Raw genomic sequence first — 24946 nt, 5'->3', positions numbered from 1 at the left:
GCAGGCCTTCCGGGGCGATGCAGCTAAATTGAGCCAGTATTGACGACGGCGCAATGCCGTCGTCACATCCTTGAGCAAAATCTGTTCCTCTTTCCTACGGCGCCCTGGCCACAGGCTCAGACGTACTGCGCCGCCGCGTAGCCCGAGGCCCAGGCCCACTGGAAGTTGAAGCCGCCCAAGTGGCCGGTGACGTCCAGCACTTCACCGATGAAATACAGCCCCGGGCTCTTCAGCGATTCCATGGTCTTGGACGAAACTTCCCGGGTGTCGACGCCGCCCAGGGTCACTTCGGCGGTGCGGTAGCCCTCGGTGCCCGCCGGTACCAGTTGCCAGCTGCCGAGTTTCTGCGCCACGTCCGCCAGCTCCGCCGGGGTGTACTGCTTCATCGGCTTGGAGACGAACCAGTGGTCGGCCAGCAGGCCGGCCATCTTCTTGGTGAAGATCTCCCCCAAGAGGGTCTTGAGCTCGCTGTTGGGGCGCTCGGCCTGCTGCTGTTGCAGCCAGCTCAGGGCGTCGTGGTCTGGCAGCAGGTTGATCTCGACGCTGTCGCCGGGCTGCCAGTAGGAGGAAATCTGCAGGATCGCCGGGCCGCTGAGGCCGCGGTGGGTGAACAGGATGTTCTCGCGAAAGCTCTGGTCGTTGCAGCTCACCAGGCAATCCACCGAGGTCCCCGATAGCTCGCTGCACAGTTCCTTGAGCTGGTCGGTGATGGTGAACGGCACCAGGCCGGCACGGGTCGGCAGCAGTTCGTGGCCGAACTGTTTGGCCACCTGATAACCGAAGCCGGTGGCGCCCAGCGTCGGGATCGACAGCCCGCCGGTGGCGATCACCAGCGATTGGCACTGAACCTGGCCGAGGGTGGTGTCGAGCAGGTAGCCGCTTTCGACCTTTTCGATGGTCTGGATCGAGGTGTCCAGGCGCAGCTCCACGCCGACCTGATCGCACTCGTCGAGCAGCATGCCGAGGATGTCGCTGGACTTGTTATCGCAGAACAGCTGGCCGAGTTTCTTCTCGTGGTAGGGCACGCCGTGCTTGGCCACCAGGCCGATGAAATCCCACTGGGTGTAGCGCGCCAGGGCCGATTTGCAGAAATGCGGGTTCTGCGACAGGAAGTTGGCCGGCTCGGTGTACATATTGGTGAAATTGCAGCGACCGCCGCCGGACATCAGGATTTTCTTGCCGGCCTTGTTGGCGTGGTCCAGCAGCAGCACCTGGCGGCCCCGGCCGGCCGCGGTCAGGGCGCACATCAGGCCGGCGGCGCCGGCGCCAATGATCACGACTTCGGTAGAACGCAAAACGGTGTCCTTAATAGAAGCGAACGGCCCTGTGGCAGCGGCTACAGGTCAAACAGTGGGGTTAGAGGACGCGCACGCGCAGCGAACGGCCCTTGATCTTGCCGTTGTTCAGGCGCTGCAGCGCCTGCATGACCACGGTGCGCTCAACCGCCACATACGACTGGAAGTCGAAGATCGCGATCTTGCCGACCTGGGCGCCCGGGATGCCGGCGTCGCCGGTCAGTGCGCCGAGAATATCCCCCGGACGTACCTTGTCCTTGCGCCCGCCGGCGATGCACAACGTGCTCATCGGTGGCTGCAATGGGGCGCCGCCCTGGGACTTGAGGTTATCGACCTGATCCCAGTTCAACGGGGCTTTCTGCAGTTGTTCGATGGCTTGCGCGCGATGGGCTTCGGACGGTGCGACGAGGCTGACCGCGATGCCTTTCTCGCCAGCGCGACCGGTACGGCCAACGCGGTGAATGTGGATTTCCGAATCGCGGGCCAGCTCGACGTTGATCACCATGTCCAGCGCATCGATGTCCAGGCCACGGGCGGCGACGTCGGTGGCGACCAGTACCGATGTGCTGCGGTTGGCAAACATCGCCAGCACCTGATCGCGGTCACGCTGCTCCAGGTCGCCGTGCAGGCCGACAGCGGAGATGCCTTTGGCGGTCAGGTGATCGACGGTTTCCTGCACTTGCTGCTTGGTGAAGCAGAACGCCACACAGGAGGCCGGGCGGAAGTGGTGCAGGACTTTGGTCACTGCGCTCATGCGCTCTTCCGGTGAAATCTCGTAGAAACGCTGCTCGATCTGCGTATCGTCGTGGAACGCTTCGGCTTTCACCGTTTGCGGATCGCGCATGAATTTCGACGCCAGTTGCTTGATGCCCACCGGATACGTGGCGGAGAACAGCAGGGTCTGGCGGCGCGACGGGGTCTTTTCGATGATGTCTTCGATGGCGTCGTAGAAGCCCATGTCGAGCATGCGGTCAGCTTCGTCGAGCACCAGCGTGTTCAGGCCGTCGAGCACCAGCGAACCCTTGCGCAGATGCTGCTGGATACGCCCTGGGGTGCCGACGATGATATGCGCACCGTGCTCCAGGGAGGCGATCTGTGGCCCGAACGACACGCCGCCGCACAGGGTCAGGACCTTGATGTTGTCTTCGGCGCGAGCCAGCCGGCGCACTTCCTTGGCCACCTGGTCGGCCAGCTCGCGAGTCGGGCAGATCACCAGGGCCTGGCAGCCGAAGTAGCGCGGGTTGATCGGGTTCAGCAGGCCGATGCCGAAGGCCGCGGTCTTGCCGCTGCCGGTCTTGGCCTGGGCGATCAGGTCCATGCCCTTGAGGATCACCGGCAAGCTCTGCGCCTGGATCGGCGTCATCTGGGCATAACCGAGGGAGTCGAGGTTAGCCAGCATGGCGGCGGACAGGGGCAAAGTATTAAAAGCGGTGGCGATGGTGGTCACGGGACTGGCCTGCAAAACAAAATGTCGCGCAGTGTATCAGTCCCGCTCCCACAACCTGCAAATTCTGGACGAGCAGCTGTGCAGGGGCGGTTTTGTGTAGGCGCTGGCTTGCCAGCGAAAGCGGCCGCGAGGTTGGCGCAGGGCTCGGGGGCCTCTTCGCCGGCAAGCCGGCTCCTACGGGGGGAGGTGCGTGGGTTCAGTGTTCGATGTGCTGCTCCTCGAGCTTGCGCGCGCGCCGGCCATCGGTGGGCGACAGCTGGAGGAAGATCGCCGCCGCCAGCATCGCCATGATGCCTACCGTGAGGAAGGTCAGTTGGAAGGCGCCGAGCACGGTGTCCACGCCATCGTTGCCCAACTCAGCGGTAAAGCCGCCCAGCAGCGCGCCGGCACAGGCCACCCCAAGGCTCAGGGACAGTTGCGCCACCACCGACAGCAGGCTGTTGCCGCTGCTGGCGGCGGCATCGTCGAGGTCGATCAGGGTCACGGTGTTCATCGCCGTGAACTGCAGCGAGTTGATCGCCCCCAGCACCGCCAGCATGCCCAGCAGCAGCGGGTAGGGCGTCTGTTCGCTGACCAGCCCCATACTGGCCAGCATGATGCCCAGGGCCAGGGTGTTGCCGGTGAGCACGATGCGGTAGCCCAGGCGCTCGATCAGTGGCCGGGCGATGGATTTGGCCAGCATTGCCGCGGCCGCCAGGGGCAGCATGCTCATCCCCGCCTGGGACGGTGAATAGCCCAGGGCCACTTGCAGCAGCAGGGGCACCAGGAACGGCAGGGCGCCGCTGCCCAGGCGGGCGAACAGGTTACCCAGAATGCCCACGGCAAAGGTCCGCACCTTGAACAGTGACGGGGCGAACAGCGGGTTGTCGGTGTGCACGGCCCGCAGCCAGTAGGCCGCCAGGCAGGCCAGCCCGCCGAACAGCAGCAACATCACCCGCAAGTGCGGCAGGTGCAGTTCCCCCAGGCCTTCCATGGCGATGGTGATCAGCACCATCGCCGCGCCGAACAGCACAAAGCCCAGGCTGTCGAAGCGTGTGCGCTCGCTGCCGCGCAGGTCGGGAATGAAACGCCACACCGCATAGCAGCCAACGGCGCCTACCGGCAGGTTGATCAGGAAGATCCAGTGCCAGGTCAGGTACTGCACCATCCAGCCGCCCATGGTCGGGCCGATCAGCGGCCCCAGAAGCCCGGGAATGGTGATGAAGCCCATGATCCGCACCAGTTCCGAACGCGGGTAGGCACGCAGCACCACCAGCCGTCCCACCGGCAGCATCAGCGCACCGCCCAGGCCCTGGATCACCCGGGCGCCAATCAGCTGGGTCAGGGTGTTGGACAGGGCGCAGAGCAGGGAACCGATGCTGAACAGCAAGATGGCGCCGAAGAAGATCCGCTTGGTGCCGAAGCGGTCGGCGATCCAGCCCGAGGCCGGGATCAAGAGGGCCACAGTGAGCATGTAGGCGATGATCACCCCCTGCATGCGCAGGGGGTTTTCCGCCAGGTCCTGGGCCATGGCCGGCAGGGCGGTATTGAGGATGGTGCCGTCCAGGGACTGCATGAAGAAGGCGATGGCCACCACCCAGGGCAGCCAGCGGGCGGTGGTGGCATCGAGTGGCGCGCGTTCGGGCATGGGACCTCTGGGTGAGTTCAGGTTTGAGGGCGGTTTCTACAGGGTCAGGGTCAGGCGGCTGACCAGCGCTCCGGGCAAGTGCATCGAAGCGGTCTGGCGCTGGCCGTAGGTACTGGCCGACAGCAGCAGCTCGCGTTGCTCGGTCAGGGCCTCCAGCTGCGAGCCCAGCAGGCTGTAGACGCTGTCATCGAAGCGCATGGTGCTCACCGGCGCCTGAATCTCGCCGTTCTCCACCCAGAAGGTGGCGAAGCGGGTCATGCCGGTCAGGCGCGCCGCCGGCAGGTCCGAGTAGTTCAGGTACCACAGGTTGCTGATGTACAGCCCGGTGCCCAGTTGCTTGAGGATCTCCTGCTGGGACAACTGCCCCGCGGCCATGTTCAGCGCGCTGGGGTACTCGCCGCTGCCGGCACCATTGGTGGTCAGGCCGTATTCGGCGGCGCTGCGGGAGTTGATCAGTTGGGCATTGGCGCTGCCCGCGGCGATCAGTGACAGGTCGCTGCGCGGGTAGCCTTCGTCGGAAAACGCCGGGCTCAGGGAGCCACTGACCTGTTCGTCGAGCGACACCAGCGGGTTCAGCGCGGCATCACCGGCATAGAGCTTCTGCAGCGGGCTGTGCTTGCTGGCGATCGACTGGGCCGAGAAGCCGCCCCAGGCCAGCATGCCCATGATCTCCTCCAGGGCCGCCGGCGCCAGGTAGGCCCGGTACTGCCCGGGCGCCAGGGTGCGCAGTGGCCGGCCAAGGAATTCCAGTTGTTCCCGGGCCTGCTGGAAGCGCAGGGCGAAGGCCTGGCTGTCCCAGGCGTGCCCGGCGTAGCTGGCCTTCACCGCCTCGCCGTTTTCGTGGAACAGGCTGAAATCGAAGTTGAAGCTGTTGGCCTGGTGCCAGCCGAAGGCCCCGCCGGAACTGGCGAAGCCACGGCTGATGGGGCCGGCAGCGTAGATGCCCACCAGGTCCAGGCCGGCGCCGGCGCGACCGATTTCTTCCACCACCTGCTCACTGCCGGGCAGCGGCTGGTCCTGCACGTGATGGCTTTGCCAATGGGTGTGGTTGAGCATCAGGTACGGATCGGCCGGCAGCAGCGGCAGGGTCTCGCGCAGTTGTTGCAGGCCATCGGCCAGGCGCTGGCGATCCACCTCGGGGTCATTGCTCAGGGTGATGCTGAGGTCGGCGTGGCGGCCATTGTCGATCAGCTTGAAATGCACGCTGGCCTGTTGCACCTGCCCGGCCTGGCGCACCTTGGCGTGGTTGAAGCGAATGAACTCCGAGGCTTCGGCGGCGTAGCTCAGGGTGAACTGCTCGGTCTCGCGCAGCGCGTCTTTGAGCCACTGCACCAAGGCCTTGAATGGCTGGGCCTGATCGGCTGTCCTGGTCATCAGGCGTCTCCTCCAAATACATCAATCTTGCTGAATACGCAGGCCGGCGAAGCATGGCCGACGCGAATCACCTGGTTGGGCTCGCCCTTGCCGCAGTTGGGCGTGCCCAGCACCTGGAAGGTGCTGCGGTCGCCGACCGCGCTGAGGTTGCGCCAGAACTGCGCGGAAATCCCCCGGTAATTGGGGTTCTTGACCACGCCCCGGAGTTCGCCGTTCTCGATCAACTGGCCCCATTCGCAGCCGAACTGGAACTTGTTGCGCGCATCGTCGATGGACCAGGAACGGTTGGTGGACATCAGGATGCCGTGCTCGATGTGCCCGATCAGTTGCTCCAGGGGCTGGTCGCCGGGCTCGATGTTGAGGTTGGCCATGCGGTCGATCGGTGCACGGTTCCAACTGCTGGCGCGGCTGTTGGCAACGCCGTCGAGGCCGCTGCGGTATTGCGAAAGGGCGCTGCCCAGGGGGCGTACCAGCAGGCCCTCGCGAATCAGGAACTGCTTGCTGGCCGCGGTGCCGTCGTCGTCGTGACTGTAGCTGGCCAGTTCCTCGGGGATCTGCGGGTCGAAAGTCACGTTGAGCAGCGAGGAGCCGTATTGCAGGCGGCCGAAATCCTGCTGTTTGACGAAGCTGGTGCCGGCGTAATTGCGCTCGTCGCCGAGAATGCGGTCCAGCTCCAGGGGATGGCCGATGGATTCGTGGATCTGCAGCATCATCTGGTCCGGCATCAGCAGCAGGTCCCGCGGGCCCTGGGGGGTATTGGGCGCCAGCAGCAGTTGCAGGGCCTGGTCGGCGACCCGCGGTGCGGCCCCCAGCAGGCCGCAGCGGCTGATCACATCGCCGGCGCCCTGCTGGCCGAAGTTCTCCCGGCCTAGGCTGCGGGTCTGGCTGTCGCTGCCGTCGTAGGCGGTCACGTCCAGGCCCGGGTAGACAAAACGCTGGGCCTGGCGCAGCTCGGCGCCGGCGCTGTTGAGGTAGATCTGTTCGACCTGGGTCACGCCGATGCCCACCTGCCAGTTCACCAGGCGTTCATCCTTGGGCACCGAGGCCGACTCATCGCCCAGCAGCTGATAGCAGTCGCTGAGGGAGGGGAAGGGCTGCTCCAGGTTGGGCGAGAAATAGTCCGCGCGGTGGCTGGAGACCGGTTGCTCACGCAGGTCCAGCAGGGCATGGGCGGCGATGACCCGGGCCTGCTGCTCGGCGCGGTCCAGGGCGGCCTGCAGGCCGCTTTGCGACAGGTCGTTGGTGGCGGCGTAGGCTTCCACGCCGCGCACCCGCACGGTCAGCATCGCCCCTTCGTCTCGGCCCAGGCTTGGCGGCTCGGCGACGTTCTTGCGCACCGACAGGTACTGGTCCGATTCGCGGACATAACGCAGGGAAAAGAATTCGGCGCCCGTGCGCAAGGCAGCGAAGCGCTGCTTGAGCTGGGGGTGAAAGTCGAACATGGAGGACCTCCTTGTGAGGCGCGATAGCGGGTCGACGCGTTTCGCCAGCAAACGGAACACCGCCCGGCGGTTCCTACAGGTATAGGTGCTGATGGGCGCGGGGGCGAAAGGGGATGTGCAAGTTGCAGAACTGTAGCCGCTGCCGAAGGCTGCGATCAAGGAAGTAGTTCTGAAGGAATGAAGGGAAGAGAAAAAGGGCGCCGACCCTTGCGGTCGGCGCCCGTCAGGCTTACTGCGCGGCGGGAGTCACATCGCGCATCGGCTTGCCACGTACCGGGGCTTCACCGGCTACGTAGTAGGCCGCGGTGCTGCGTGGCAGTGGCTGGCGGCCACGGATCTTGTCGGCGATTTTCTCGGCCATCATGATCGTCGGCGCGTTGAGGTTGCCGGTGGTGATGATCGGCATGATCGAGGCATCCACCACGCGCAGGCCTTGCATGCCATGCACGCGACCCTGGCCATCCACTACAGCCATGTCGTCGGTGCCCATCTTGCACGAGCAGGATGGGTGGAAGGCGGTCTCGGCGTGCTCGCGGACGAACTTGTCCAGTTGCTCGTCGGTCTGCACCTCGATGCCCGGGCTGATCTCGCGGCCGCGGAAAGGGTCCAGGGCCGGCTGCTGCATGATTTCACGGGTCAGGCGGATGCCGTCGCGGAATTCCTGCCAGTCCTGCTCGGTGGCCATGTAGTTGAAGAGGATGCTCGGGTGCTGGCGCGGGTCCTTGGACTTGAGCTGCACGCGGCCACGGCTCGGCGAGCGCATGGAGCCCATGTGCGCCTGGAAGCCGTGCTCTTTCACACCATTGCTGCCGTTGTAGTTAATCGCCACCGGCAGGAAGTGGTACTGGATGTTCGGCCATTCGAACTCTTCGCGGGTACGGATGAAACCGCCGGCTTCGAACTGGTTGCTGGCGCCGATGCCGGTGCCGTTGAACAGCCACTCGGCACCGATGGCCGGCTGGTTCCACCACAGCAGCGATGGATACAGCGACACCGGCTGGGTGCAGGCGTACTGCAGGTACAGTTCCAGGTGGTCCTGAAGGTTCTCGCCCACGCCCGGCAGGTCGTGAACCACCGGGATGTCCAGGCTTTCCAGGAGGGCGCGGGGGCCTACGCCGGAACGTTGCAGCAATTGCGGCGAGGCGATGGCGCCGGAGCTGACGATGACTTCCTTGCGCGCACGGGCTTCCACGCGCTCTTCAGTGCTGCCTTGCAGGTAGCTCACGCCCACGGCGCGCTTGCCTTCGAAGAGGATCTTGTCGGTCAGGGCGTGGGTGACGATGGTCAGGGTCGAACGCTTTTTCGCGGTGTCCAGGTAACCGCGGGCGGTGCTGGCGCGACGACCTTTAGGGGTGACGGTACGGTCCATCGGACCGAAGCCTTCCTGCTGGTAGCCGTTCAGGTCTTCGGTACGCGGGTAACCGGCCTGCACGCCGGCTTCGACCATGGCGTGGAACAACGGGTTGTTGCCGGCCTTGGGCGTGGTCACGCTGACCGGGCCTTCGCCGCCGTGGTAGTCGTTGGGGCCGATGTCACGGGTTTCCGCCTTGCGGAAATACGGCAGGCAATCCAGGTAGGTCCAGTCTTCCAGGCCTGGCAGCTTGGCCCAGCCGTCGTAGTCCATGGCGTTGCCGCGGATGTAGCACATGCCGTTGATCAGCGACGAGCCGCCCAGGCCCTTGCCGCGACCGCATTCCATGCGGCGACCGTCCATGTGTGGCTCTGGATCGGTCTCGTAGGCCCAGTTGTAGCGCCGGCCTTGCAGTGGGAAGGCCAGTGCCGCCGGCATCTGGGTACGGAAGTCGAAACGGTAGTCCGGGCCGCCGGCTTCCAGCAGCAGGACGGTGACGCCTTCGTCTTCAGTCAGACGGGTCGCCAGGGTGTTACCGGCAGAGCCGGCACCCACAATGATGTAATCGTATTCTTGGGCCATTGGAGCCTCCGTGGAGAGCTGCAAGCCTCAAGCTTCAAGCTGCGGGAAAAGGCAGCGAAGCGGGCTTGGCGTTGAATGAGGAGCAGGCGGCAAGCCAGGCTGTTGCCCTGGCTTGCCGCTTGTAGCTGGCTGCTAGCGGCTGCTTAGAACACCGAGGCGTAGTCGCCCAGCTCGACCTGCACCGACTTGATGCGGGTGAAGTTGTTCAGCGAGCTGATGCCGTTCTCACGGCCCACGCCCGACTGCTTGTAGCCGCCAACCGGCATCTTGGCGTCGGACTCGCCCCAGGCGTTGATCCAGCAGATACCGGCTTCGAGCTGATGAATCACGCGGTGAGCGCGGTTCAGATCCTTGGTGACCAGGCCGGCAGCCAGGCCGAAGTCGGTGTCGTTGGCGCGGCGGATCACTTCTTCTTCGGTTTCGTAGGTCAGGATCGCCATGACCGGGCCGAAGATTTCTTCACGGACGATGGTCATGTCGTCGGTGCAGTCGGTGAACACGGTCGGTGCAACGAAGGCGCCCTTGGCGAATTCGCCGTCGGTCAGGCGCTCGCCGCCGCACAGTACACGGGCACCTTCTTCTTTACCCTTGGCGATGTAGCCCAGCACGCTTTCCATGTGCGGGAAGCTGACCAGCGGGCCGAAGTTGGTGTTTTCGTCTTCCGGGTTGCCGATGCGGATGCGCGCAACGCGCTCGGCGATCTTGGCTTCGAAAGCGGCTTTCAGGTGGCTCGGTACGAATACCCGAGTACCGTTGGTGCAGACCTGACCGGAGCTGTAGAAGTTGGCCATCATGGCGGTGTCGGCGGCGCGATCCAGGTCGGCGTCGTCGAAGATGATCAGTGGCGACTTGCCGCCCAGTTCCATGGTCACGTCTTTCAGCGAGGAGCTGGAAGCGCTGGCCATGACCTTCTTGCCAGTGTCGGTGCCGCCGGTGAAGGAGACCTTCTCGATGCGCGGGTGCTCGGTCAGCCAGGTGCCGACTTCGCGGCCGCTGCCGGTCAGGACGTTGAACACGCCATCCGGCAGGCCGGCTTCGGTGTAGATCTCGGCCAGTTTCAGGGTGGTCAGCGAGGTCACTTCGCTCGGCTTGAAGATCATCGCGTTACCGGCCGCCAGGGCCGGTGCGGATTTCCACAGGGCGATCTGGATCGGGTAGTTCCACGCGCCGATACCGGCCACTACGCCCAGGGGCTCGCGACGGGTGTAGACGAAGGAAGTGGTGCGCAGCGGGATCTGCTCGCCTTCGATGGCCGGTACCAGGCCAGCGTAGTATTCCAGCACGTCGGCGCCGGTGACGATGTCCACGTACTTGGTTTCGGAGAACGCCTTGCCGGTGTCCAGGGTTTCCAGGGCGGCCAGTTCGTCGTTGCGCTCGCGGAGGATTTCCACGGCGCGACGCAGGATGCGCGAACGCTCCATGGCGGTCATGGCGGCCCAGATCTTCTGGCCTTTCTCGGCGCTGACCACGGCGCGTTCAACGTCTTCCTTGGTCGCACGCTGCACTTGTGCGAGAACTTCACCGTTGGCCGGGTTGATGGCATCGAAAGTGGCGTCGCTGCCGGCATCGGTGTAGCCGCCGTCGATGTAGAGTTTTTGCAGTTCGAAACGGGCCATAGTGTCCTCGCAAGTGCATTAAGTAGTGGGCTTGACCACCGGGCATGCCCCTAAGTTCGGGGCGCGCTGATCAGTGGCGGTTCAGGGGCCGAGCGTCTCTTTTGTGCTCTAGCGCTCCTGCTTAGCCAGTTGTAGATCCATGTATTCGTAAGCGATCCGTATCGCCTGGTCGGTGTCGAATGCATCACCCGACAAGGCACCACGCAGCCACAAACCGTCGATCAAGGCCGCCAGGCCGCGGGCTGCCTTGCGCGCATGGTAGAGCGGCAGGGCACGGCGGAACTGGCAACACAGGTTGGAATACAAGCGGTGGTCGTTGATCCGCTGCAACCTGTGCAAATCGGGCTGGTGCATGCTGGAAGCCCAGAAGGCCAACCAGGTTTTCATTGCCGGGCCGTTCACCTGGCTGGCATCGAAGTTGCCCTCGATGATCACTTTCAGATGAGCGCGCGGGCTGTCGTCCGTCAGGGCCTGGCGGCGTGCTCTGACGCCTTCGTTGAGCATGCTCATGATGTAACCCATCGTCGCTGCGATCAGGCCGTTCTTGTCCCGAAAGTAGTGACTGATGATGCCGTTCGAGACACCGGCCAAACGGGCGATCAGCGCAATGCTGGCGTCCCCCATTCCGACCTGATCGACCGCTTGCAGCGTGGCTTCGATCAATTGCTGGCGGCGTATGGGTTGCATACCGACCTTGGGCATCTGATACCTCTCCTTAGGCCTGTCGATTGGCGTATGACGCCCGTCGACTTGTGGGCCAGTCTATTTTGTTTTGATTGAACGTTCAATCAACAAAGAATAAGATCTGCGACAAATCGTCGCTGCCTGGGGAGTTTCTCCTGCTCGCAGATGGCGGAAAAACGACCTCCGAAAATGCCCGAAACTTACACGCGGCATAGCGTGGACCGGCAAGAGAGCACACGTGTTGAAGGGGCAGGACGCTCCGGGTTCCAGGCGACGAACTGCAGGTTCGTCACCGGCCCCGGATGCGGTTGCGCAACGCGGCTTTTGCGGTTTCGGGTGTTTTCGGGGTGTCTTTATAACACCCGATGATCGGCTGCCAACTAACCGATTGGTCGGGTGCCGTGTTGCCTTGTGTCCTTCTCTCGCACTGCCCGGAGCATCTGCGCAATGAGTTCTGCCTCTCTTATAAAGACCCCACCGGAGAAGGTGCGGGTCAACGGTTGGGTGTTCTACACCTCCACCGCGCTGATCCTGTTGTTGACCGCCATTCTGATCATCGCCCCGCAAGAGGCCGGCCGACTGCTGGGCATTGCCCAGGCCTGGTTGTCCCGCAGCTTCGGCTGGTACTACATGGTGGTGATCGCCGCCTACCTGGTGTTCGTGGTGGGCCTGGCGTTCTCCTCCTACGGCAAGCTCAAGCTGGGGACCAAGCAGGACACCCCGGACTTCAGCTACGGCGCCTGGGCGGGGATGCTGTTTTCCTCCGGCATCGGCATCTCGCTGCTGTACTTCGGTGCTTCCGAGCCGCTGGACCACTACTTCAACCCGCCGGAAGGCGTACCGGGCAGCAACCTGGCCGCACGCCAGGCGCTGCAGCTGACGTTCCTGCACTGGGGCCTGCACGGCTGGGCCATCTATGCCCTGGTGGGCCTGGCGGTGGCGTACTTCGCCTATCGGCATAACCAGCCACTGGCGCTGCGTTCGGCGTTGTACCCGCTGGTGGGCGAGCGCTGGGTCAAGGGCGCGGCCGGCCACGCGGTGGACGGTTTCGGCATGTTCGTGACCCTGCTGGGCCTGGTGACCAACCTCGGGATTGGTTCGATGCAGGTGTCTTCCGGCCTGGAAAACCTGTTCGGCATGGAGCACAGCAACACCAACCTGCTGATCGTGATCATCGTCATGAGCACGGTGGCCACCATCGCTGCGGTGTCCGGTGTGGAAAACGGCATCCGCCGCCTGTCCAACCTCAACATCGTGCTGTTCAGCGGCCTGCTGATCTTCGTCCTGCTGTTCGGCCCGACCCTGCACCTGCTCAACGGCTTCGTGCAGAACATTGGCGACTACCTGAACGGTGTAGTGCTCAAGACCTTCGACCTCTATGTGTATGAGGGCGACAGCGCCAAGTCCGATCGCTGGCTGGGCCTGTGGACCCTGTTCTACTGGGCCTGGTGGATTTCCTGGGCGCCATTTGTAGGCATGTTCATCGCGCGTATTTCCCGTGGTCGCACCGTGCGTGAACTGGTGGCCGGCGTACTGTTGATTCCCCTGGGCTTCACCCTGGCCTGGCTGTCGATCTTCGGTAACTCGGCCCTGGATCTGGTGGTCAATCAGGGAGCCGTGGAGTTGGGCAAGACGGCGTTGGAACAGCCGTCCATGGCGATCTACCAACTGCTCGAGCACTACCCGGCCTCGAAGATTGTCATCGGTGTGTCGATCTTCGTCGGCTTCGTGCTGTTCCTGACCCCCGCCGACTCCGGGGCGGTGATGATGGCCAACCTTTCGTGCAAGGGCGGCAACGTCGACGAAGACGCCCCGCACTGGCTGCGGATCTTCTGGTCGGTGGTGATCACCCTGGTGACCATCGGCCTGCTGTTCGCCGGCAACTTCGAAGCCATGCAGACCATGGTGGTGCTGGCCGGCCTGCCGTTCTCGGTGGTGCTGATCTGCTTCATGTTCGGCTTGCACAAGGCCATGCGCCAGGACGTGCAGATCGAGCAGGAGCAGGCGCAACTGGCCGAGCGTGGTCGTCGTGGCTTCAGCGAGCGCCTGAGCCAGCTGGACCTGCAGCCGACCCAGTCGGTGGTGCAGCGCTACATGGACAAGCACGTCAGCCCGGCCTTGCAGGAAGCGGCGGCGCAACTGCGCAACTTGAGCCTGGAAGTGCAGACCAACCTGGGCAAGTCGAAGAACCTGCTGGGCCTGCGCGTGGAAATGGATGAAGGCAATCCCTTCGTCTATGAAGTGAGCCTGGACGGCTACCTGGCGACGCCTAGCGAATCGACCCAGCCGGAAGGGGCCGACAGCGAAGTGCGCAGCCGTTTCTACCGCGCCGAGGTGTATCTGCACAACGGCAGCCAGGAATACGACTTGATGGGCTTCACCCAGGAGCAGATCACCCGGGATGTGCTCGATCAGTTCGAAAGCCATCGGCAGCTCCTTGGCCGTGTCTATAGCTGAGTGAAAACGGCCCCATCCTTGTAGGAGCCGGCTTGCCGGCGAAGACGTCCTCAAGGGCGCTGCAAGGCTTCAGGGCCTGTTCGTTGGCAAGCCAGCTCCTACAGAAGGGGGTGGGTGGTTAAAGCAAAACGCCGCGATTGCTCGCGGCGTTTTTGTGTCTGCTGCTTAACCCAGGTTCTTGCCGAGCAGCGCGTGGTAGAGCTCGCTGTCGCCAAGGATACCCACCACTTTCTGGTTGTCGTGGAGCACCAGTTTGTTGCCGGTCTGGTAGCGGATCTGCAGGGCATCGCGCATGCCGATGCTGGAGTCCACCAGGGTCGGGCGTCGGCCCAGTTCTTCCACGGCTTGCCCCGGAACCCAGTTCTGCAGGTCCAGCTGCGAGCCGTTGCGGCGTGCGCCCTTGATGGTGTTGCCTTCGGCCAGGTCGAGCCAGGAATCGCCACCCGGGTCCAGGCATACCGAGCCGTTGACCCGCTTGCAGTTGTCCAGGCTGCGCATCAGGCTGCGCCCGCACAGCACGTTCAGTGGGTTGGTGTGGGCAACGAAAGTCCGTACATAGTCGTCCGCCGGGTTGAGCACGATCTCTTCCGGGTTGCTGTACTGGATGATCCGTCCGTCTTTCATGATGGCGATGCGGCTGCCCAGCTTCAGGGCCTCATCCAGGTCGTGGCTGACGAAGACGATGGTCTTGCTCAGCTTGCGTTGCAGCTCCAGCAGTTCGTCCTGCAGGCCCTGGCGGATCAGCGGGTCGAGGGCCGAGAAGGGTTCGTCCATCAGCAGGATATCGGCGTCCATGGCCAGGGCACGGGCCAGGCCCACGCGCTGCTGCATGCCTCCGGAGAGTTCGTCGGGCTTCTTGTTGCGCCACTGGGTCAGGCCCACCAGCTCAAGCTTCTCGTCCACCAGCTTGCGCCGTTCCTTTTCCGGGCGGCCCTGCATTTCCAGGCCGAAGCTGATGTTTTCGCGCACGGTCAGCCAGGGCATCAGGGCGAACTTCTGGAACACCATGGCGATGCGCTTGGTGCGCATCATCTTCAGCTCGGCGGGGCTGCAGGAGGCGATGTCGATCTGCTTGCCTTCATGCTCGACGAACAGCTTGCCGCGGCTCACGGTGTTCAGGCCGTTGATGCAGCGCAGCAGGCTCGACTTGCCGGAACCGGAGAGGCCCATCAGCACGCAGATCTCGCCTTTCTCGATGTCCAGGCTGGCATTCTCGACGCCGACGATCTGCCCGGTCTTCTTCAGGATCTCGTTGCGGGTCATGCCCTGGTCCAGCAGCTTGAGGGGCTCGCGCGGGTCCTTGGAGAAAATCACGTCGACCTTGTCGAAGCGGATAATGCTCATGCGTCACCTCCTACTTTGGCTTCAGGTTGCTTGCAGATGCGGTCGAGCATGATCGCCAGCAGCACAATGGCCAGGCCGGCTTCGAAGCCCAGGGCGATATCCGCGGTATTGAGGGCGTTGACCACCGGCTTGCCCAGGCCATCGGCGCCCACCAGGGCGGCGATCACCACCATCGACAGCGACAGCATGATGCATTGGGTAATGCCGGCGGCGATGCTCGGCATGGCGTGGGGCAGTTCAATGCGCGACAACAACTGACGGCGCGAGCAGCCAAAGGCCTTGCCGGCGTCCATCAACTCTTGTGGAACATCGCGAATGCCCAGGTAGGTCAGGCGGATCGGCGCGGCGATGGCGAACACCACCGTGGAAATCAAGCCGGGCACCACCCCCAGGCCGAACAGGGTCAGGGTCGGGATCAGGTAGACGAAGGTGGGCACGGTCTGCATCAGGTCCAGCACCGGCCGCATCATGGTGTAGAACAGCGGCTTGTGCGCCGCGACTATGCCCAGGGGTACGCCGATGAGCACGCAGACCAGGGTGGCGAACAGCACCTGGGCCAGGGTTTCCATGGTTTCCTGCCAGTACCCCAGGTTGAGGATCAGCAGGAAGGACAGCACGACAAAGGCGGTCAGGCCCCATTTGCGCTGGATCAGGTGCGCCAGCAGGGCAATCAGGCCGATCAGGGCCAGGGGGTTGAACCAGGTCAGCGCGAACGTCACGCCGTGGATCATGGTTTCCAGGGTGGTAGCGATCGCGTCGAAGGTGCTGGCGCCGTGCTTCGTCAACCACTCGACGAAAGCCGCGATGTACTGGCCCAGGGGGATTTTCTGATCAGTGAGCATGGTATTGAACGTCCGCATGCAAGGGAAAAACAGCCCGGGCGGGCGAGCCCGCCCGGCGTAAGCGCACTACTTAATTTGAAGCTTGTGCAAGCTTGGCTTTCACGGCCTCCAGGCCAGGTTTACCGTCAATGGTGGTCACGCCGGCGAGCCAGGTATCGAGCACCTGAGGGTTCTGCTTCAGCCAGGCCTTGGCGGCCGCCTCAGGCTTCATCTTGTCGTCCAGCACGTTGCCCATCAGGGTGCTTTCCATGTTCAGGGTGAACGACAGGTTCTTCAGCAACTGGCCGACGTTGCTGCACTCTTCGGCATAGCCCTTGCGGGTGTTGGTGTAGATGGTGGCCTGGCCGAAGTTGGGGCCGAAGAACTCGTCGCCGCCGGTCAGGTACTTCATCTTGAAACGGGTGTTCATCGGGTGCGGTTCCCAGCCCAGGAACACCACCGCGGTGTCACGGCGCTGTGCGCGCTCGACCTGGGACAGCATGCCTGCCTCGCTGGATTCCACCACCTTGAAGCCGGCGTCCTTCAGGCCGAAGGCATTCTTGTCGATCATGGTCTGGATGGTGCGGTTGCCGTCGTTGCCCGGCTCGATGCCGTAGATCTTGCCGTCCAGTTCCTTCTTGAACTTGACGATGTCGGCGAAGTCCTTCAGGCCCTTGTCGTACAGCGACTCGGGCACCGCCAGGGTGTACTTGGCGTTTTCCAGGTTGGCCCGCAGGGTGGCCACGGTCCCGGCGTCGCGGTAGGGCTTGATGTCGTTTTCCATGGTCGGCATCCAGTTGCCGAGGAACACGTCCATGTTCTTGCCGTCGGCCAGGGACTTGTAGGTCACGGGCACGGAAATCATGGTGGTCTTGGTCTTGTAGCCCAGGGCGTTGAGCACGACGCTGGTGGTGGCGGTGGTCACGGTGATATCGGTCCAGCCGACATCGGAGAAGTTTACGGTGCTGCATTGTGCCGGTTCTGCGGCTTGTGCCAGAAGCGGCAGACTCAGCATGGCGGCCAACAACAACGACGGGGAACCTTTCATAGGGGGGACTCCTGGATGTTTTTTTGGCGGCGTTTGGACCGCGCTTATAAGTGTGGCGGTTGGTGTGTCGGGAACAGCTCTACCACCGTGCCTTGCAATCGAGTCGAGACTGATCATGTACCAGTGAAAATCTGTCGCCTACAGGGTGCGTCGTATCCAGTACAGGGAGGGTCGCATCCAGTGTCGGTGAGGTCGCTTACAGTGTTTTCGGGCGATTTTTCCTACAACTGAGCCGCAAAAAACGCCCAAAACCCCTGCGTTGCGCCTGGCGGCGTTAGTGGGCATGAGTGAGTCGGTGTCAGACGTCGCGGGCCTTGGCAAAAGCCTGATGATGCGCCCTTCTCGGCGGATTGCAGCTTGAGCGTAGCAGCTCCGTCAGAGGGCGTTTCCGGCGCCCGGACAGTGCTCAACCAGGAGTTACGCAGCAATGGCTATCAGTGTTTTCGACCTGTTCAAGATCGGCATCGGCCCCTCCAGTTCCCACACGGTCGGGCCCATGCGCGCAGCGGCTTTGTTCGTCCAGGTATTAAAGGAAAGGCAACTGCTGGAGCAGGTACGCCGGGTCGAGGTGCAGCTCTTCGGTTCGCTGTCCGCCACCGGCATCGGCCATGGCAGCGACAACGCGGTGATCATGGGCCTGATGGGGGAGTGGCCGGACGCGATCGACCCGTCGCTGATCGGCACGCGCATCGAGCTGCTGCGGGAAACCGACACCCTGTTGCTGGACGGGCGGCTGCCAGTGCCTTTCATCTGGGCCCGGGACATGCAGCTGGTGGACCGCAACCTGCCATTCCATCCCAACGCCATGACCCTGGTGGCCGCGGGCGAAGAGGGTGAGCTGCACCGCGATACCTACTATTCGGTGGGCGGCGGTTTTGTCGTCGACCAGGCCCAGGCCGACAGCGGTGTGGCGGACCTGGACCGCAGCGAGCTGCCTTACGATTTTTCCAGTGCGGTGGAACTGCTGGGCCTGTGCCAGAAGCACAACCTGCGGGTCGCCGAACTGATGCTGGCCAACGAGAAGGTCTGGCGTTCGGAAGAGGAAATTCGCAGCGGCCTGATGGCGCTCTGGCGTGCCATGCAGGACTGCGTGGAACAGGGGCTCAAGCACGAGGGCATCCTGCCTGGCGGGCTCAATGTGCGTCGCCGCGCGGCCAAGTTGCACCGTAGCCTGCAGGAACTGAACAAGCCCAATGTGATCGGCTCCACCCTCAGCGCCATGGAGTGGGTCAACCTGTTTGCCCTGGCGGTGAACGAAGAGAACGCCGCCGGCGGACGCATGGTCACCGCCCCCACCAACGGCGCGGCGGGGATCATTCCGGCGGTGCTGCATTACTTCATGAAGTTCAGCGAAGACGTCACCGACGCCAACGTGGTGGATTTCTTTCTCGGCGCGGCGGCCATCGGCATCCTGTGCAAGAAGAACGCCTCCATCTCCGGTGCCGAAGTCGGCTGCCAGGGTGAGGTGGGTTCGGCCTGCGCCATGGCGGCGGCCGGGCTGGCGGAAATTCTCGGGGCGACCCCTGAGCAGTTGTGCAACGCCGCGGAAATCGGCCTGGAGCACAACCTCGGCCTGACCTGTGATCCGGTGGGCGGGCTGGTGCAGGTGCCGTGCATCGAGCGCAACGCGATTGCCGCGGTGAAGGCGATCAATGCCGCGCAAATGGCCTTGCGCGGCGATGGCCAGCATTTCATTTCCCTGGACCGGGTGATTCGCACCATGCGTGATACCGGCGCCGACATGCACGACAAATACAAGGAAACCTCCCGTGGCGGCCTGGCGGTCAGCGCCGTGGAGTGCTGATTGCCGGCGCGCACAAATCGCTCACATGCCCAGGGGCGCGCCACCTTTTAGCGCGTCGTGAATAGACAAGTCGCCAACCGGGCCGGGCAGCCCCCGTGCCCGTGGCCCGGTTGTGCTTTGAGTGACACTCGCCCGCCCCTGTGCGAAGTGCTTGCCGCGCAAGTGCTACCTAATTGCTCACAGCTCTCTGGGCCTGGCCACCGCACGCCGACGGCGGCGCTTCTTATCCGCACATTGACAAGGGCTATGTAGACACGTCGCGACGTCGTTTTCAGGAGTTATTGAATGCCCATTCAACTTTAGGCATGGCAATTGCTCTGTGAATATCAAGCCCGTCTCCCTTGAGGAACAGGGCACATAAAAAGAGCCTCCGCCTGAGGCCATCACCCGCTTTGTGTGAGGAGATATCGCGATGACGTCGTTCAACTCCGGGGCCCAACCCCAGAACCGTGCGCCTCAATCCATCGGCTTTCTGCTGCTGGACAATTTCACGCTGATTTCCCTGGCCTCCGCAGTCGAACCCCTGCGCATGGCCAACCAACTGTCCGGTCGCGAGCTGTATCGCTGGACCACCCTCAGCGTCGATGGTGGCCAGGTCTGGGCCAGTGACGGTCTGCAGATCACCCCCGATGCCGCGATGCACAAAGCCCCCAGCCTCGATACCGTGATTGTCTGCGGCGGTATCGGCATCCAGCGCACCGTCACCCGCGAACATGTGTCCTGGCTGCAGAGCCAGGCCCGCCAGTCGCGCCGTCTGGGCGCGGTATGTACCGGCAGTTGGGCCCTGGCCTGCGCCGGCCTGCTGGACGGCTTCGATTGCAGCGTGCACTGGGAATGCCTGGCGTCGATGCAGGAAGCCTTTCCCCGGGTGGCCATGAGCACCCGCCTGTTCACCCTCGACCGCAACCGCTTCACCAGCTCCGGCGGCACCGCGCCGCTGGACATGATGCTGCACCTGATCAGCCGCGATCATGGCCGCGAGCTGTCGGCGGCGATCTCGGAAATGTTCGTCTACGAGCGCATCCGCAACGAGCAGGATCACCAGCGCGTACCCCTCAAGCACATGCTGGGCACCAACCAGCCCAAGCTGCAGGAAATCGTCGCCCTGATGGAAGCCAACCTCGAAGAGCCGATCGACCTCGACGAACTGGCGGTGTACGTCGCCGTGTCCCGGCGACAGCTGGAGCGGCTGTTCCAGAAGTACCTGCATTGCTCGCCGTCGCGCTACTACCTCAAGCTGCGGCTGATCCGCGCCCGGCAACTGCTCAAGCAGACTCCCATGTCGATCATCGAAGTGGCGTCGGTCTGTGGTTTTGTCTCCACGCCGCACTTCTCCAAGTGCTACCGCGAGTACTTCGGCATTCCACCGCGTGACGAGCGCATCGGTTCCAACACCACCCAGCAGGTGGCGATGATGCCGTTGCCGCAAGCCATGGTTTTGGCGCCGCTGTCCGGGCCATTGTCGGCCCTGAGCCAGGCACGCAACGAATCGACCTTCGCCAGCGTGCGCCTGTAGTCACAGGCGTTTCTTGAAATACACCACGCGCTCGGTTTCCTCGAAACCCAGCGCGTGGTGCAGATCCTGGCTGGCCAGGTTGTCGAGGCTGGTGTCCGAGGCCATTTCCACGCATCCCCGTTGTTGCCCCCAATAGGCGACCTGCTCGATCAGGCGCTGGGCAATGCCCTGGCGACGATGCCCGGGGGCCACATAGATGCCTTCAAGAAAGACCACGGGGGAGCTGTCGGTGCCGTTGACGTAGTCGTGGCGCAATGCAGCCTCGGCCAGGCCCACGGCCTCACCGTTCTCGGTGCAGGCCAGCCAGCAGCCGTAGCGCTGGGGCTCGGCCAGAATCTGCTGGATTTCGGCCTGGTGTTCATCCTGCGGGCAATCGGGCCATAGGCCCTGGCGCAATTGCAGCCACCCGCCAGCGTTGGCGGATGAACCAGGTTCAATGGGGGTCATGAGCGGGCCTGTGGTTTGTGGAGGAAACCCACTTTAGCAACCCGCCCGGGCCCCGGGGGCGTTCACGCGCGTTTTTGCTGCTGGTACTCGGCCAGGGCCGGCAGTAGTTGGCGGTCGATGGCCTGGCGTACGGCAGGCAGGATGGTCGCATTGCCGGTGAGCATCTGCTCGACCATGCCCTTGAGCGCCTTGGCCCGCGCATCGCTCAAGCCCCTTACCGCACATTCGCAGGCCTGCTCGGCGCTGGCGCCTGCGGGCATTTCGAAACCCAGGGCCCGGAGTTGTCCCAGCAGGTCGTCCTGGTCAATCAGATCCGCGTGCATCATGACTCTTATCCTTGTTCAGGGAGCGTGGTCGTGAGCCGATTCTGGTAGGGCGTCCGGGTGGCGGCAAGGGCAGATTGTCGCGATGGCCCGTTTACCTATGAACAGGTCGTTTTCGGCTAAGTCGATGGCCATGGCCGGTTGCCAGAGCGTTGGGAAAAGGCGGCGCAATCAAGTCTTGCGGCGCTTGCTTGTGAGGCCTCGGGCTTGCCTGAAGGGTGGGGTAATGAGCGTTCCTGCCGCGCAAAGACTTTCTGTGCAAGCGCTGGGTGTTTGGTAGGATGGCCGCCGAGTGGCAAACCATGGAGCTGGAGTGGATGAAAGTGATGTTCAGAATGGGGTTCGCCTGTTTGTTGTTGATGGTTTCCGGCGCCGCTCTGGCCGCTCCCGAGTGCGGCGATTTTCTGAAGGCCATGACCGACCCACCGAAGTCCCTGGAGTTTTTCCGTTGTGAGTCGAAGCCCCAGGATCAGGGCGCACCGCTGACTGCCAGTTACCGGGTCAAAGGTAAGGATGCCCATGAGGTAGAGCGCTATCTGCGGCGGGAGTTGGGGGTTCAGGAGGGGCTCAGGTTTGTCTGCTGCGGCTGGGAAACGAAGGGTTTCATTTCCTATAGGGATAGAAAGACCGGGCGTAATTACCAGATTGGCATGGGCTCTGAAGAGACGCCCTACAACCGGCGCCAGGATTGGCACAAGATCGGCTATTTCTATGTGACGGTGGTGCTGTATACCGAGGACATCTGAAGGCGTGGCAGTGGCCCTATTACCTATGAGCAGGTCGCTCTCGGCTAACTCGCGGGAAGGCAGAGTGGGCAGACTGAAACCAGCTCGCGTCGTGTCGGTTTGGTCACCTTCTCACCGCAGCTCCTCAGAAGTAGTCCCTGCCTCGATCCTGTCACGGCTTGATCGGGGCTTTTTTTGGCCTGTGGAAAGCTCTCCGGCAAGTTTCGCCGGCAAGCCGGCTCCCACGGGGGGAGCCGGGGCGGGTGGGGTGAGGATCAGCGCTGCAGCACCAGGATTCTGGAGAGCAGTTCGTCGCGGTCGATGTAGCAGCCCTGGAAGTGCCGGGCGCCGCTGGCCGGGTCGAAGGCGTTGCGCGCGTGCAGGGTGCGGCGGTTGTCGAAGCACCAGAGCTGGCCCGGGTCCAGGCGGCGAATGACCCGGAACCGGGCTTCGCGGGTCAGGGCGATAAAGCGCCGGTAGGCGCGGTACAGCCGGGGCATCTGTTCTTCCGTGGTGTCGAAGGGGCCACGCAGGAAATTGGCCATGCGGATTTCCGCGACCTGGCCCCGGGCATCCAGGGCGATGACCGGCGCCAGGCAGCGGTAGTCGCTGTGGCGGTCCTTGTTGCGAAACTCCACGGGAATTTCGCACAGGGCGCGGAACGCCTCGGGGTCTTCCCGGCGCAGGGCGTCGGCAATGGCGAAGCCGTCGACGAAAATGCTTTCGCCGCCTACCGCGTCATTCACCAGGCAATGCAGGAATTGCAGCCCCGGTTGCAGCTCGCGGGTCGGCAGGTCGCTGTGCAGCGGCAGATTGAAGGCGGTGTAGGCGTTGCTGTCGGCATCGGCCTTGGACTGCACGTTGAACAGCACGCCGAAATTGCTTTCGCGGATAAACGAAATACGCCGCGCAATCAGGGCCAGCGAGCCGGGTTCGGTGGGCGCGCCACGGACCTGGGTCAGGCCGGTATCGCGCAGGGCCAGCAGCCATTGCAGCAGCACCTGGGGGTCCTCCATCAGCGCCTGGTACTGGAACTCGGGCAGTTGCAGGCTGGCGTCCCACAGCGAGTGCCGGGCCTTGGCGGCCTGCCGTTCTTCGCGCGACTGTCGATCATAGGCATGGGCCCGCAGCCAGCCGGGGTCGAAGCGGCTGCGGTGGCCGTCCGCCCAGTCGAGGTTCAGGCAGCCGTCGGCATCAATGCGTGCGGCGCTGCACTCGAGGTCTTCGGCAACATCGACGATTTCCAGCACCTGTTCGCGGGTCACGCTGTAGACGCATTGCGGGCAAGGGCAGTTGTCCCGCAGCCATTGATGATGAAAAGGGCTGAGACGGCCGTCGGCCCAGTGCACCTGGAGCCGGTCCGGCAGGACCTGGACAGTGGCCAGTGCGCTGATCAACGGGTAACTGCGGTAGTCGGCAAGGGCGGCGGTGTTCACGGCGATCTCCTTTTCTTCTGAGGGCTATTTTTCCGCGGGCAGGGCGATCACCCGGCCGAGGCAGGCCGGGCGCGGCAGGTCCGCCTGCTCGGCGGCCAGGGTTTGCAGGCGTTGCAGCACCGGCTCGCTGAACGGCGCCGAACGCGGCCCGGCCAGGTCGACGTGGAGCAGCATCTGTTCGTTGCCGGCCAGCTCCTGGGGATCACCGACCTTGTGCAGGCTGTGATACAGGTGCAGGCGCTTGCGGTCGTGGCCGATGACCTGGGTGCGCACTTCGACCTCGGTGTCGAGCTTCACCTCATGCAGGTAGTTCAGGTGCAGTTCCAGGGTGAACAGCGAGTGGCCGCTGGCTTCGCGGTTATCGCTGTCGAGCCCCAGGCGATCCATCAGGGCGTCAGTGGCATAGCTGAAGATCAGCAGGTAGAAGGCATCGCGCAGATGGCCGTTGTAATCGACCCAGTCGCTGATGATGCGGGTGCTGTAGGTGGTCAGGGCAGGCATAAGGTCACCGGATAACGGTAGGAGCCGGCTTGCCGGCGAAGGCGTCCGTTGGGTTTGCGCCTGGCTTGGCGGCCCATTCGCCGGCAAGCCAGTTCCTACGGGGGTGGGTTAGTCGTGAAAGTGCATGCCGTGTTTGGCCTTGGTGGTTTTCACCGCCTCCAGCACCGCCAGCAGGCAGTCATCACGATAGCGCTCCAGGGCCGCAATGCTGTGGGTGCCCAGTTGCTCGGCGGTGCCTTCGACCACGTCGTCGATCAGCTTGTCGGTCAGCTCCGGGGCCGGCAGGTAGGTCCAGGGCAGTTGCAGCGCCGGGCCGAACTGGGCCATGAAGTGGCGCATGCCGGCGTCGCCGCCCGCCAGGGTGTAGGTGAGGAAGGTGCCCATGAACGACCAGCGCAGGCCGGCGCCAAAGCGGATCGCATCGTCGATTTCCCCGGTGGTCGCCACGCCGTCGTTGACCAGGTGCAGGGCCTCGCGCCACAGCGCTTCGAGAAGACGGTCGGCGATGAACCCCGGGACTTCCTTGCGCACGTGAAGGGCGCGCATCCCCAGGGATTCATAGACCTTGATCGCGGCCTGGACCGCTTCGGGCGCGGTGCGCTTGCCGCCCACCACCTCCACCAGTGGCAGCAGGTACACCGGGTTGAACGGGTGGCCCACCACGCAGCGTTCCGGGTGGGTCGAGCCCTCGTAGAATTCGCTGGGCAAAAGGCCCGAGGTGCTGGAGCCGATCAGCGCCTCAGGCTTGGCCGCGGCGCTGATTCTGCTGTGCAGTTCCAGCTTGAGCTCCAGGCGTTCGGGAGCGCTTTCCTGGATGAAGTCGGCATCCTTCACGCATTCCTCGATGGTGTCGACGAAGCGCAGGCGCTGTTGTGATGCTCCGGGGGCCAGCCCTTGTTTTTCCAGCGCGCCCCAGGCGTTGGCGACGCGCTTGCGCAGGGCTGCTTCGGCGCCGGGCGCCGGGTCCCAGGCCACTACGTCGAGGCCGTGGGCCAGGGCTCGGGCCACCCAGCCGCTGCCGATCACGCCGCTGCCCAGGGCGGCGAAAGTTTTGATGTCGGTAATAAAAGTCATCGCGTCTTCCTGGATAAAGAGTTCGTAGGAGC

At 63.7% G+C, this 24946-nt stretch carries 20 protein-coding genes; 4 read left to right on the top strand and 16 right to left on the bottom strand.

From position 1 onward, the window contains the following. Positions 1-116: 116 nt before the first annotated feature. The 8 genes from M2395_RS23895 to betI form a co-directional block, all read right to left on the bottom strand. Positions 117-1295: an NAD(P)/FAD-dependent oxidoreductase gene (locus M2395_RS23895; protein ID WP_077934896.1), complete on the bottom strand. Its 1179-nt coding sequence runs from the start codon at positions 1293-1295 to the stop codon at positions 117-119. A 61-nt stretch (positions 1296-1356) separates the two neighbouring features. After that, a complete protein-coding gene (gene dbpA, locus M2395_RS23890) occupies positions 1357-2694 on the bottom strand; it encodes an ATP-dependent RNA helicase DbpA (RefSeq protein ID WP_230493580.1) in 1338 nt (445 codons plus the stop codon). A gap of 244 nt (positions 2695-2938) precedes the next feature. Next, positions 2939-4369 carry a multidrug transporter subunit MdtD gene (mdtD, locus tag M2395_RS23885; protein WP_015637327.1) on the bottom strand — a complete coding sequence of 477 codons (1431 nt, stop codon included), beginning with the start codon at positions 4367-4369 and terminating at the stop codon, positions 2939-2941. Positions 4370-4405: 36 nt separating this feature from the next. Then, positions 4406-5743, bottom strand: a complete 1338-nt coding sequence (locus tag M2395_RS23880) for a TldD/PmbA family protein (protein WP_053154309.1) — start codon at positions 5741-5743, stop codon at positions 4406-4408. Next, a complete protein-coding gene (locus M2395_RS23875) occupies positions 5743-7185 on the bottom strand; it encodes a TldD/PmbA family protein (protein ID WP_053154306.1) in 1443 nt (480 codons plus the stop codon). The genes M2395_RS23880 and M2395_RS23875 overlap by 1 nt, the downstream gene beginning before the upstream one ends. A 229-nt stretch (positions 7186-7414) precedes the next feature. Further along, positions 7415-9118, bottom strand: coding sequence for a choline dehydrogenase (gene betA, locus M2395_RS23870; protein ID WP_053154303.1), 1704 nt, complete (start codon positions 9116-9118; stop codon positions 7415-7417). 143 nt (positions 9119-9261) lie between these two features. Beyond that, a complete protein-coding gene (gene betB / locus M2395_RS23865) occupies positions 9262-10734 on the bottom strand; it encodes a betaine-aldehyde dehydrogenase (RefSeq protein WP_011063942.1) in 1473 nt (490 codons plus the stop codon). A 108-nt stretch (positions 10735-10842) separates the two neighbouring features. Then, the gene (gene betI, locus M2395_RS23860; protein ID WP_011063941.1) at positions 10843-11436 is read right to left on the bottom strand and encodes a transcriptional regulator BetI; all 594 of its coding nucleotides are present in this window, start codon (positions 11434-11436) and stop codon (positions 10843-10845) included. Between the two features lie 486 nt (positions 11437-11922). On the opposite strand from betI, the gene M2395_RS23855 reads away from it, so the two are divergent. After that, the gene (locus tag M2395_RS23855; protein WP_225368821.1) at positions 11923-13875 is read left to right on the top strand and encodes a BCCT family transporter; all 1953 of its coding nucleotides are present in this window, start codon (positions 11923-11925) and stop codon (positions 13873-13875) included. Positions 13876-14040: 165 nt separating this feature from the next. Here M2395_RS23855 and choV read toward each other — a convergent pair whose 3' ends face one another. The 3 genes from choV to M2395_RS23840 all read right to left on the bottom strand — a co-directional run bounded on the left by choV (position 14041) and on the right by M2395_RS23840 (position 17088). Continuing rightward, on the bottom strand, positions 14041-15219 hold the full coding sequence (gene choV, locus M2395_RS23850; RefSeq protein WP_011063939.1) for a choline ABC transporter ATP-binding protein: 1179 nt from the start codon (positions 15217-15219) through the stop codon (positions 14041-14043). Continuing rightward, entirely contained in the window at positions 15216-16061 is an 846-nt protein-coding gene (gene choW / locus M2395_RS23845; protein ID WP_019095263.1) for a choline ABC transporter permease subunit, read from the bottom strand. Before choW ends, choV begins: the two co-directional genes overlap by 4 nt. Before the next feature lie 70 nt (positions 16062-16131). After that, positions 16132-17088: a choline ABC transporter substrate-binding protein gene (locus M2395_RS23840; RefSeq protein ID WP_011063937.1), complete on the bottom strand. Its 957-nt coding sequence runs from the start codon at positions 17086-17088 to the stop codon at positions 16132-16134. Positions 17089-17515: 427 nt separating this feature from the next. Between M2395_RS23840 and M2395_RS23835 the strand changes: the two genes are divergently transcribed. Together M2395_RS23835 and M2395_RS23830 are read left to right on the top strand one after the other, a co-directional pair. Then, positions 17516-18892 (top strand): L-serine ammonia-lyase, encoded by a 1377-nt coding sequence (locus M2395_RS23835; RefSeq protein WP_011063936.1) that lies wholly within the window; start codon positions 17516-17518, stop codon positions 18890-18892. A gap of 412 nt (positions 18893-19304) precedes the next feature. Beyond that, positions 19305-20408: a GlxA family transcriptional regulator gene (locus tag M2395_RS23830; RefSeq protein WP_011063935.1), complete on the top strand. Its 1104-nt coding sequence runs from the start codon at positions 19305-19307 to the stop codon at positions 20406-20408. Here the strand turns inward: M2395_RS23830 and aac(6') are convergent, their stop codons facing one another. Together aac(6') and M2395_RS23820 are read right to left on the bottom strand one after the other, a co-directional pair. Next, positions 20409-20855, bottom strand: a complete 447-nt coding sequence (gene aac(6'), locus M2395_RS23825; RefSeq protein ID WP_041120185.1) for an aminoglycoside 6'-N-acetyltransferase — start codon at positions 20853-20855, stop codon at positions 20409-20411. A 62-nt stretch (positions 20856-20917) separates the two neighbouring features. After that, positions 20918-21181, bottom strand: coding sequence for a hypothetical protein (locus M2395_RS23820; RefSeq protein WP_015637320.1), 264 nt, complete (start codon positions 21179-21181; stop codon positions 20918-20920). Between the two features lie 314 nt (positions 21182-21495). On the opposite strand from M2395_RS23820, the gene M2395_RS23815 reads away from it, so the two are divergent. Beyond that, positions 21496-21924, top strand: coding sequence for a DUF4952 domain-containing protein (locus M2395_RS23815; RefSeq protein ID WP_173476976.1), 429 nt, complete (start codon positions 21496-21498; stop codon positions 21922-21924). Positions 21925-22178: 254 nt separating this feature from the next. On the opposite strand, the gene M2395_RS23810 is transcribed toward M2395_RS23815, so the two are convergent. From M2395_RS23810 to M2395_RS23800, 3 genes are all read right to left on the bottom strand, one after another. Then, complete coding sequence (locus M2395_RS23810) at positions 22179-23339, bottom strand: gamma-butyrobetaine dioxygenase (RefSeq protein WP_123431070.1); 1161 nt, start codon at positions 23337-23339, stop codon at positions 22179-22181. A gap of 24 nt (positions 23340-23363) precedes the next feature. Next, entirely contained in the window at positions 23364-23840 is a 477-nt protein-coding gene (locus M2395_RS23805) for a thioesterase family protein (protein WP_053154291.1), read from the bottom strand. A gap of 108 nt (positions 23841-23948) precedes the next feature. Further along, positions 23949-24914, bottom strand: coding sequence for an L-carnitine dehydrogenase (locus M2395_RS23800; RefSeq protein ID WP_019095258.1), 966 nt, complete (start codon positions 24912-24914; stop codon positions 23949-23951). Positions 24915-24946 lie beyond the last annotated feature (32 nt).

This window comes from Pseudomonas sp. BIGb0176 (genome assembly GCF_024810175.1).
GTDB classification, from domain to species: Bacteria; Pseudomonadota; Gammaproteobacteria; order Pseudomonadales; family Pseudomonadaceae; genus Aquipseudomonas; species Aquipseudomonas protegens.
Note: the sequence above shows the minus strand (reverse complement) of the source record. Positions and strands in the feature narration are given on the sequence as shown.

Coding starts and splice junctions, on each gene's coding strand:
- dbpA (WP_230493580.1), bottom strand. CDS start 2,694: ATGCTGGCTAACCTCGACTCCCTCGGTTATGCCCAGATGACGCCGATC.
- mdtD (WP_015637327.1), bottom strand. CDS start 4,369: ATGCCCGAACGCGCGCCACTCGATGCCACCACCGCCCGCTGGCTGCCC.
- M2395_RS23880 (WP_053154309.1), bottom strand. CDS start 5,743: ATGACCAGGACAGCCGATCAGGCCCAGCCATTCAAGGCCTTGGTGCAG.
- M2395_RS23875 (WP_053154306.1), bottom strand. CDS start 7,185: ATGTTCGACTTTCACCCCCAGCTCAAGCAGCGCTTCGCTGCCTTGCGC.
- betA (WP_053154303.1), bottom strand. CDS start 9,118: ATGGCCCAAGAATACGATTACATCATTGTGGGTGCCGGCTCTGCCGGT.
- betB (WP_011063942.1), bottom strand. CDS start 10,734: ATGGCCCGTTTCGAACTGCAAAAACTCTACATCGACGGCGGCTACACC.
- betI (WP_011063941.1), bottom strand. CDS start 11,436: ATGCCCAAGGTCGGTATGCAACCCATACGCCGCCAGCAATTGATCGAA.
- choV (WP_011063939.1), bottom strand. CDS start 15,219: ATGAGCATTATCCGCTTCGACAAGGTCGACGTGATTTTCTCCAAGGAC.
- choW (WP_019095263.1), bottom strand. CDS start 16,061: ATGCTCACTGATCAGAAAATCCCCCTGGGCCAGTACATCGCGGCTTTC.
- M2395_RS23840 (WP_011063937.1), bottom strand. CDS start 17,088: ATGAAAGGTTCCCCGTCGTTGTTGTTGGCCGCCATGCTGAGTCTGCCG.
- M2395_RS23835 (WP_011063936.1), top strand. CDS start 17,516: ATGGCTATCAGTGTTTTCGACCTGTTCAAGATCGGCATCGGCCCCTCC.
- M2395_RS23830 (WP_011063935.1), top strand. CDS start 19,305: ATGACGTCGTTCAACTCCGGGGCCCAACCCCAGAACCGTGCGCCTCAA.
- M2395_RS23820 (WP_015637320.1), bottom strand. CDS start 21,181: ATGATGCACGCGGATCTGATTGACCAGGACGACCTGCTGGGACAACTC.
- M2395_RS23815 (WP_173476976.1), top strand. CDS start 21,496: ATGAAAGTGATGTTCAGAATGGGGTTCGCCTGTTTGTTGTTGATGGTT.
- M2395_RS23805 (WP_053154291.1), bottom strand. CDS start 23,840: ATGCCTGCCCTGACCACCTACAGCACCCGCATCATCAGCGACTGGGTC.
- M2395_RS23800 (WP_019095258.1), bottom strand. CDS start 24,914: ATGACTTTTATTACCGACATCAAAACTTTCGCCGCCCTGGGCAGCGGC.